General features: G+C 65.7%; 9 protein-coding genes. 5 read left to right on the forward strand and 4 right to left on the reverse strand.

The window, feature by feature from the left end:
• Nucleotides 1–41: 41 nt before the first annotated feature.
• Genes DYI24_RS17355 through DYI24_RS28105 form a run of 4 tightly spaced genes read right to left on the reverse strand, consistent with a single transcriptional unit; the run spans nt 42 to nt 3637 of the window.
• Nucleotides 42–878 carry an ABC transporter ATP-binding protein gene (locus tag DYI24_RS17355; RefSeq protein ID WP_164573186.1) on the reverse strand — a complete coding sequence of 279 codons (837 nt, stop codon included), beginning with the start codon at nt 876–878 and terminating at the stop codon, nt 42–44.
• On the reverse strand, nt 875–2206 hold the full coding sequence (gene livM, locus DYI24_RS17360) for a high-affinity branched-chain amino acid ABC transporter permease LivM (RefSeq protein ID WP_164573187.1): 1332 nt from the start codon (nt 2204–2206) through the stop codon (nt 875–877). The genes DYI24_RS17355 and livM overlap by 4 nt, the downstream gene beginning before the upstream one ends.
• A gap of 12 nt (nt 2207–2218) precedes the next feature.
• Complete coding sequence (locus DYI24_RS17365) at nt 2219–3136, reverse strand: ABC transporter permease subunit (protein ID WP_011159344.1); 918 nt, start codon at nt 3134–3136, stop codon at nt 2219–2221.
• Between the two features lie 12 nt (nt 3137–3148).
• Complete coding sequence (locus tag DYI24_RS28105; protein WP_205523561.1) at nt 3149–3637, reverse strand: hypothetical protein; 489 nt, start codon at nt 3635–3637, stop codon at nt 3149–3151.
• 326 nt (nt 3638–3963) lie between these two features.
• Here DYI24_RS28105 and DYI24_RS17375 point away from each other — a divergent pair, with 326 nt between their 5' ends.
• The 5 genes from DYI24_RS17375 to DYI24_RS17395 form a co-directional block, all read left to right on the forward strand.
• Nucleotides 3964–4491 carry a hypothetical protein gene (locus DYI24_RS17375; RefSeq protein ID WP_164573189.1) on the forward strand — a complete coding sequence of 176 codons (528 nt, stop codon included), beginning with the start codon at nt 3964–3966 and terminating at the stop codon, nt 4489–4491.
• Between the two features lie 194 nt (nt 4492–4685).
• Nucleotides 4686–5150 carry an SRPBCC family protein gene (locus DYI24_RS17380; protein ID WP_011159342.1) on the forward strand — a complete coding sequence of 155 codons (465 nt, stop codon included), beginning with the start codon at nt 4686–4688 and terminating at the stop codon, nt 5148–5150.
• Between the two features lie 174 nt (nt 5151–5324).
• Complete coding sequence (locus DYI24_RS17385) at nt 5325–5810, forward strand: (2Fe-2S)-binding protein (protein ID WP_107345537.1); 486 nt, start codon at nt 5325–5327, stop codon at nt 5808–5810.
• 75 nt (nt 5811–5885) lie between these two features.
• Nucleotides 5886–6692, forward strand: coding sequence for an FAD binding domain-containing protein (locus DYI24_RS17390; protein WP_164573190.1), 807 nt, complete (start codon nt 5886–5888; stop codon nt 6690–6692).
• A gap of 19 nt (nt 6693–6711) precedes the next feature.
• The coding region (locus DYI24_RS17395) for an AAA family ATPase (protein WP_164573191.1) at nt 6712–7360 on the forward strand (649 nt) is incomplete at its 3' end.

Below are 7360 nucleotides of genomic sequence, written 5' to 3' on the forward strand. Positions count from 1 at the left end.
GGTCAAGCCCGGCCATGACGGAGTATATGGGGAGAGGCAATTCACAGCCCGAGCTCCTGCTCGACCTTTTCGACCTCTTCGTCCTCGACGCCCAGATAGGCGGCGATGACGCGGGGGTCGTCGCGGATCTCGCGCGGGGTGCCGTCGGCGATCTTGACGCCATGGTCGAGCACGACGACGTGGTCGGAGATTTCCATCACCACGCCCATGTCGTGTTCGATCAGCAGGATCGAGGTGCCGCCGGAGCGGATCTTGCGAAGCAGTTGGCTGAGTTCGCCGCTCTCGCGCGCGTTGAGGCCCGCAGCCGGCTCGTCGAGGCACAGCAGCACCGGCTCGGTGCACATCGCGCGCGCGATTTCCAGCCGCCGCTGATCGCCGTAGGGCAGGTTTCCGGCGGCATCGTCGGCGCGGCTGCGCAGCCCGATCTGGTCGAGCCAGTAGGTCGCCCGTTCGATCGCCTGCTTCTCGGCCGCGCGCCACGACGGCGCGCCGAACAGGCCGAGGAAGGTGAGGCCGGAGGCGCGCATCAGCGCGTTGTGCTGCGCCACCATCAGGTTCTCCAGCGCCGTCATGCCGGGGAACAGCCGGATGTTCTGGAAGGTGCGCGCCACCTTGGCGATCTTGGTGATGCGGAAGTCGTTGAGCCGGTCGAGCCGGTGGGTCTCGCCGCCGTCATGCGTCAGGCTGATCTCGCCGGCGCTCGGTCTGTAGAAACCGGTGATGCAGTTGAACACCGTGGTCTTGCCGGCGCCGTTGGGGCCGATCAGCGCGGTGATCTTGCCGCGGTGCGCGGCGAACGACAGGTCGTTGACGGCCAGAATGCCGCCGAACCGCATGCTCAGGCCGCTGACGCGCAGGATGTTCTGGTCCGCGCTCATCCGTGGCCTTCCTTGACGAGGTCGGACGAGATCGCCTGCTTGTGGTCGAGATACACGGTCGGGGCGCGATGGCCGATCAGGCCGCGCGGCCGCCAGATCATCAGCAGCACCATCGCCATGCCGAACACCAGCATGCGGAACTGATCGAGACCGCGGAACAGTTCGAAGCCGCCGATCAGCGTCACTGCGGCGAGCGCGACGCCGAGCTGCGAGCCCATGCCGCCGAGCACGACGATCGCCAGCACCAGCGCCGATTCCTGGAAGGTGAAGGACTCCGGCGAGATGAAGCCCTGCCTTGTGGCGAAGAACGCACCCGCAAAGCCGCCGAACATCGCGCCGGTGGCGAAGGCGGTGAGCTTGGTCGTGGTGGTGTTGATGCCGAGCGCGCGGCAGGCGACTTCGTCTTCGCGCAGCGCTTCCCAGGCACGGCCGATCGGCAGCCGGCGCAGCCGAATGGTCGCCCAGTTGGTGATCAGCGCCAGGATCAGGATCAGATAGAACAGGAAGACGAGGCGATGCGTCGGCGAGAACGGAATGCCGAGCTGCGCCGCCAATCCGTTCGGCCCCGGCGCCAACGGAATGCCGAACAGCGTCGGGCGCGGAATGCCGCTGATGCCGTTGGGGCCGCCGGTCAGCGTCTGCCAGTTGATGATGACGAGACGGATGATCTCGCCGAACGCCAGGGTGACGATGGCGAGATAATCGCCGCGCAGTCGCAGCACCGGGAAGCCGAGGATCATGCCCCAGAACGCGGCGAGGATGCCGGCGAGCGGAAGGCAGATCCAGAACGACAGGCCGAAATTGGTGGCGAGCAGCGCGTAGGAATAGGCGCCGACCGCGTAGAACGCCACGTAGCCGAGATCGAGCAGGCCGGCGAGGCCGACCACGATGTTCAGCCCCCAGCCAAGCATCACATAGGTCAGCACCAGGATGCCGAGATCGAGAATGTAGCGCTGATTGTAGAAGATCACCGGCACCAGGAAGGTGAAGATCAGCAGCGCCGGGGCGACGACGCGGCCGGCGAGGCCGAGCGTCTTGCGCGCGCCGGCCGGCATCATCTTCGAGGTGTCGACCGGGCCCCACCACATCCGCAGCAGTTCGACCACGATCGAGCCGACGAACACGCCGCCGACCATGCCGGCGAGATCGCCGAACCGCGTCCAGTAGATCAGGCCGCCCTCAGGGCCGGCCTCGGTACGGACGCCGATCATCAGCGAAAATAAAACCAGCGCCACGAGGGCGCTGATCAGGGCTTTCTTGAAGATGAAACCGACGCCGACCGTGGCGGCGGCGACAGGGGCAGCAGCGGCGTGCGCGAGTTTTGCCACGTCGGCGCCCGCTCAGACTTTTTCGACTTCCGGCCGGCCCAGCAGGCCGGTCGGCATGAAGATCAGCACGATGATCAGGATCGAGAACGCCGCAACGTCCTTGTACTCGACCGAGAAATAGGCCGACCAGAAGGTCTCGATCAGGCCGATCAGCAGGCCGCCGAGCATTGCACCGGGCAGCGAGCCGATGCCGCCGAGCACGGCCGCGGTGAACGCCTTGATGCCGGCGATGAAGCCCATGAAGAAGTCGATCAGCCCGTAATACAGCAGGTACATCATGCCCGCGACCGAGGCGAGCGCGGCGCCGATCACGAAGGTCATCGAGATGGTGCGGTCGACGTCGACGCCGAGCAGCGCCGCCATGGTCTGATCCTGCTCGCAGGCGCGCATGTCGCGGCCGAGCCGGGTCTTCGCCACCAGCCAGGTGAAGATGCCGAGCAGCACCACGGTGGTGACCACCACCAGGATCTGGACGTTGGAGAGCTGGACGTTGAAGCCGTCGGCGCTCTCGTGCAGCGTGTAGCCGCCGGTGATGATCGGCGGCACCGGCTTGACGCGGGCGCCCTGCGACACCTGGGCGTAGTTCATCAGCACGAACGACATGCCGATCGCCGACAGCATCGGGGCGAGGCGGAACGAGTGCCGCAGCGGCCGGTAGGCGATGCGCTCGACCGTCCAGCCGTACAGCGCGGTGATCGCCATCGACACCAGCAGCACGACCAAGAGGATCAGCGGCACGAAGGTGAGGCCGAACGACACCAGGATCAGGAAGCTGATCAGCGCGATGAAGCCGCCGATCATGAAGATGTCGCCATGGGCGAAATTGATCATGCCGACGATGCCGTACACCATCGTGTAGCCGATCGCGATCAGGCCGTAGATCGAGCCGAGTACGAGACCGTTGATGAGCTGCTGGGCGAAATAGTCCATGCGCTGCCGTCGTCAGAGGACTCGAAAGAGTGGGACTCGAAGGGTCGTGAATTGCAATCCGAACGGCCCCGCGGCGGAGATCGCGCTCGCATTGCACACACGATGCGGCGAGGGCCCCGGCAGCCGGAACGTCGCTTCGCTTTGGAATTTTCTAACAGTGGGTCGCGATCGCGGCAACAGCGCCCGATTACAACCTTCTTCCCTGTGGACGGCTGAAGCCGCCCGCAGGGTTCCACCGGGCGCGATGTTGCCGCGCAAAAGCCGCGCAAAGATCACGCCGATCCGCGCAACCGCGGGCGCATGATGCTTGTTGTCGGTGTGGGCGCGACACTCTGAAGGAGACCATCGATGTCGAATCAGAATCAGCAGAAGCCGACTCCGAGCCAGACGTCCCCCGGCCAGCAGCAGCAGGGCGGTGGTGCCCGTCCGGGCCAGCAGCAGCAGGATCCGAACCGGCAGGGTCAAGACCGGCAGCAGGGCGGCCAGCAGCAGGGTGGCCAACACGGCGGGTCCGGCCAGGGCCGCTGACGTAACGGTCGCCCGGCCGCAGCTTTCTCCGGACGGCTGCGTGCCGAAGCGACAGCAGGGAGCCCCGCCCCACGGCGGGGCTTTCCGCGTCTGGATAGGTTTTGTCTCAACCGCCATCACGCCCAATCCGACGCAAGTTTCGTGCCGAAAAGCCGAGCTCAGGCTCCCCAAAGCGCCATCCACAGTCGTTACCCGCCGTTAAGGTTAACAAAGCCTTTCCATTGCTGCTGATGGTTAACCTGGGGTTAGCTTTGGCCGCGCGCCGTCGGATTCGGCGTGCTGGCTGGTGGGGCACGGCGATGAAGACGGATTGGCGGATCAGTTCGGTGAACGGAGTTCTGCTGGCGGCCTACATCACGCCGACCTGGCTGATCGTGGGGTATCGGCTGTTCGTCACCCCGATCCACGCACTGTACGACCGGCCCAATATCTCGGTGGCGATCTTCGTCAGCGATCATCTGCATCTCAGCGCGATGGCGACCATCCGGATGGCATGGCTGCTGGCGCTCGCCAAGCTGACGGTCGCCGGCTTCCTGCTGGTGTTCTCGGCGCTGCTGACGCGGCGCTCGGTCCGTCTCTCCGGCGGCTGCAACGAGGCGCTGGCGTTCGCGCTGACGCTGGGCAGCGTGATCTCGTTCGCCAGCATGGTGATGGCCTCGCAGGTCGCCGAGCCCGAAGCGATGCGGTTGCACGCCACCGAGCTGCTGCTGTTTCTCGGCACTGCGATTCTGATGCTGGTCGAGCCAACGGCGCAATCAGCGGCTGTACCAAGCACCGACACGGCGACGTTCGAACCGAACTATCCGGCTGCCGCGCAAGGCTCCTGATCGCTTTTATCCGGCTGTCGTGCTTGCTTGACGCTGGCACCAGGGCCGGGCGCTACCTATCTCACCGCCTCACGACTGCTAGCGCCGCCGATCGCTCGGGGTGGTGTCGCGATACTTTTTCTTTGCCGCCCGGCGTGCTTAAGTAGTCGCAATGCCGCCGTCCGAGGCGGCCGCCGATCCGGGAGGAAATATCCATGGCCATGACGATGAACGGCGAAGTCCAGTTGGACGCGCCGAAAGATTTGGTGTGGAGCAAGCTCAACGATCCGGAAGTGCTGAAGGTCTGCATTCCGGGGTGCGAAGAGCTTGAAAAGACCGAAGACGACAGCGGTTTTCGCGCTGTGGCGAAGTTGAAAGTCGGCCCGGTATCGGCCCGCTTCAAGGGCAAGGTCACGCTGTCCGATCTCGATCCCCCGAACGGCTACAAGATCACCGGCGAAGGCGAAGGCGGCGTTGCCGGCTTTGCCAAAGGCGGTGCCACGGTCGGCCTGTCCGATAAGGATGGCGGCACGCTGCTGTCCTACGATGTCGAAGCGCATATCGGCGGCAAGCTGGCGCAGCTCGGCCAGCGACTCATCAACGGCTCGGCCAAGAAGCTCGCCGATGAGTTCTTCGCCAACTTTTCCAAGGCCGTGCAGAACGGCAACGGCGCGGCCTGACGGCGCTGCGGCGCCCGATCACGCGGATGTCATTACACGGCCGTGGCTCCGGCGCGGCCCGAGCCGTTCGCGGTTGCCGATCCTGGGGTTGCCCCGTAAGATCGGTTCAAGAAACACAACTAAAAGACGAATGATCGCCGTGCAACGCGGCGGTGCGCATTGAAGAGAGGGCCGATGGCCAAGATTTCCCTGATCGTCAATGGCAACCCTGTGACCGCGAACGTCGATCCGCGCACGCTGCTGGTGCAGTTTCTGCGCGAGAACCTGCGGCTCACCGGCACGCATGTCGGCTGCGATACGTCGCAGTGCGGCGCCTGCGTCGTGCATCTCGACGGCAAGGCGGTGAAGTCCTGCACCACGCTGGCGGTGATGGCCGACGGTCACGAAGTGACGACGATCGAAGGGCTCGCCGCCGACGGTGCGCCGCTGCATCCGATGCAGGAAGCCTTCCGCGAGAACCACGGCCTGCAATGCGGCTTCTGCACGCCGGGCATGATCATGACGGCCGTCGACATGGTGCACCGCAAGGGCCACGACCTCTCCGACGAGACGATTCGCGAAGAGCTCGAAGGCAATCTCTGCCGCTGCACCGGCTATCAGAACATCGTGGTGTCGATCGCGGCCGGCGCCAAGGCGATGGCGAACTCCGACCGCAGCTGACCGGCACTGCGCCGGCCCGCTTCAACGAGGCCGCGCGGCACGCCCAACGAGACGCAGGAAGCTCAGGGAAGCGCAATGTACGAATTCAAATATCACCGCCCCGGGACCGTTCGCCAGGCCGCCAATCTGCTGGTGAAGAACGAGGACGCCAAGCTGATCGCGGGCGGCCACACGCTGCTGCCGGTGATGAAGCAGCGCCTCGCGGCGCCGCCGCATCTGGTCGACCTGTCGCATATCGAGGGCCTCAGCGGCATCGAGATGAAGGGCCGTTCGCTGGTGATCGGCGCCACCGCGACCCACGCCGAAGTCGCCAACTCGGCGATCGTCGGCGAGGCGATCCCGGCGCTCGCCGAACTGGCGTCGCTGATCGGCGATCCGGCTGTGCGCCACAAGGGCACGATCGGCGGTTCGCTCGCCAACAACGATCCGACCGCGGACTATCCGGCGGCCGTGCTGGCGCTCGGCGCCACCGTGGTCACCAACAAGCGCAAGCTGAAGGCCGAAGAGTTTTTCCAGGGGATGTACTCGACCGCGCTCGAGCCGGATGAGATCATCACCAAGGTGCAGTTTCCGCTGCCGAAGAAGGCCGCCTACATCAAGTTTCGCAACCAGGCATCGCGCTACGCGCTGGTCGGCGTGTTCGTCGCCCGCCGTCCGTCGGACGTCCGCGTCGCGGTTACCGGCGCCGGGGCGGATGGCGTGTTCCGCGTCACCCAGTTCGAAGAGGCGCTGAAGGCGCGGTTCAATTCCAAGGCGATCGACGGCCTGCACGTTTCGGCCGACGGCTTGAACAGCGATCTGCACGGCAGCGCCGAATATCGGGCGCATCTGATCGGCGTGCTGACCAAGCGCGCGGTCGACGCCGCCAACGGCAAGGCGTGAGCCTGGACACGGATCGGCCATGACCGCAGCCGCGCCTCCCGCCTCCGTCGACGCCACGCTCGAACTGCTGACGAGCCGCGGCTATCTCGCCGAGCGGTCGCTGGCGACGGTGGTGTTTCTGGCGCTGCGGATGGGCCGGCCGCTGTTTCTCGAAGGCGAGGCCGGCGTCGGCAAGACCGAGATCGCCAAGGTGCTGTCGGCCGCGCTCGGCCGCCGACTGATCCGGCTGCAGTGCTACGAAGGGCTCGACGTCGCTTCCGCGGTGTATGAGTGGAATTCGTCGGCGCAGATGATCGCGATCCGGCTGGCCGAAGCTGCCGGCGATACTGACCGCGATCAGCTCTCCAGCGACATCTTCTCCGAGCGCTTCCTGATCAAGCGCCCGCTGCTGCAGGCGCTGGAGCCGGACACGGCGGGCGCGCCGGTGCTGCTGATCGACGAACTCGACCGCGCCGACGAGGCGTTCGAGGCGTATTTGCTCGAAGTGCTGAGCGACTTTCAGGTCACCATTCCGGAGTTCGGCACCATCAAGGCGCCGGCGCCGCCGATCGTGATCGTGACGTCGAACCGCACCCGCGAGATCCACGACGCGCTGAAGCGGCGCTGCCTGTATCACTGGGTCGACTATCCGAACGCCCAGCGCGCACTGGCCACCGTGACGTCGCGCG

The sequence above is a fragment of the Rhodopseudomonas sp. BR0C11 genome (genome assembly GCF_010820945.1).
Lineage (GTDB): Bacteria > Pseudomonadota > Alphaproteobacteria > Rhizobiales > Xanthobacteraceae > Rhodopseudomonas > Rhodopseudomonas palustris_H.

Bases quoted from the DNA above. Each gene is read 5' to 3' on its own strand.
- DYI24_RS17390 (WP_164573190.1), top strand. From the start codon at position 5,886: ATGTACGAATTCAAATATCACCGCCCCGGGACCGTTCGCCAGGCCGCC.
- DYI24_RS17385 (WP_107345537.1), top strand. From the start codon at position 5,325: ATGGCCAAGATTTCCCTGATCGTCAATGGCAACCCTGTGACCGCGAAC.
- DYI24_RS17380 (WP_011159342.1), top strand. From the start codon at position 4,686: ATGGCCATGACGATGAACGGCGAAGTCCAGTTGGACGCGCCGAAAGAT.
- DYI24_RS17365 (WP_011159344.1), bottom strand. From the start codon at position 3,136: ATGGACTATTTCGCCCAGCAGCTCATCAACGGTCTCGTACTCGGCTCG.
- DYI24_RS17375 (WP_164573189.1), top strand. From the start codon at position 3,964: ATGAAGACGGATTGGCGGATCAGTTCGGTGAACGGAGTTCTGCTGGCG.
- DYI24_RS17355 (WP_164573186.1), bottom strand. From the start codon at position 878: ATGAGCGCGGACCAGAACATCCTGCGCGTCAGCGGCCTGAGCATGCGG.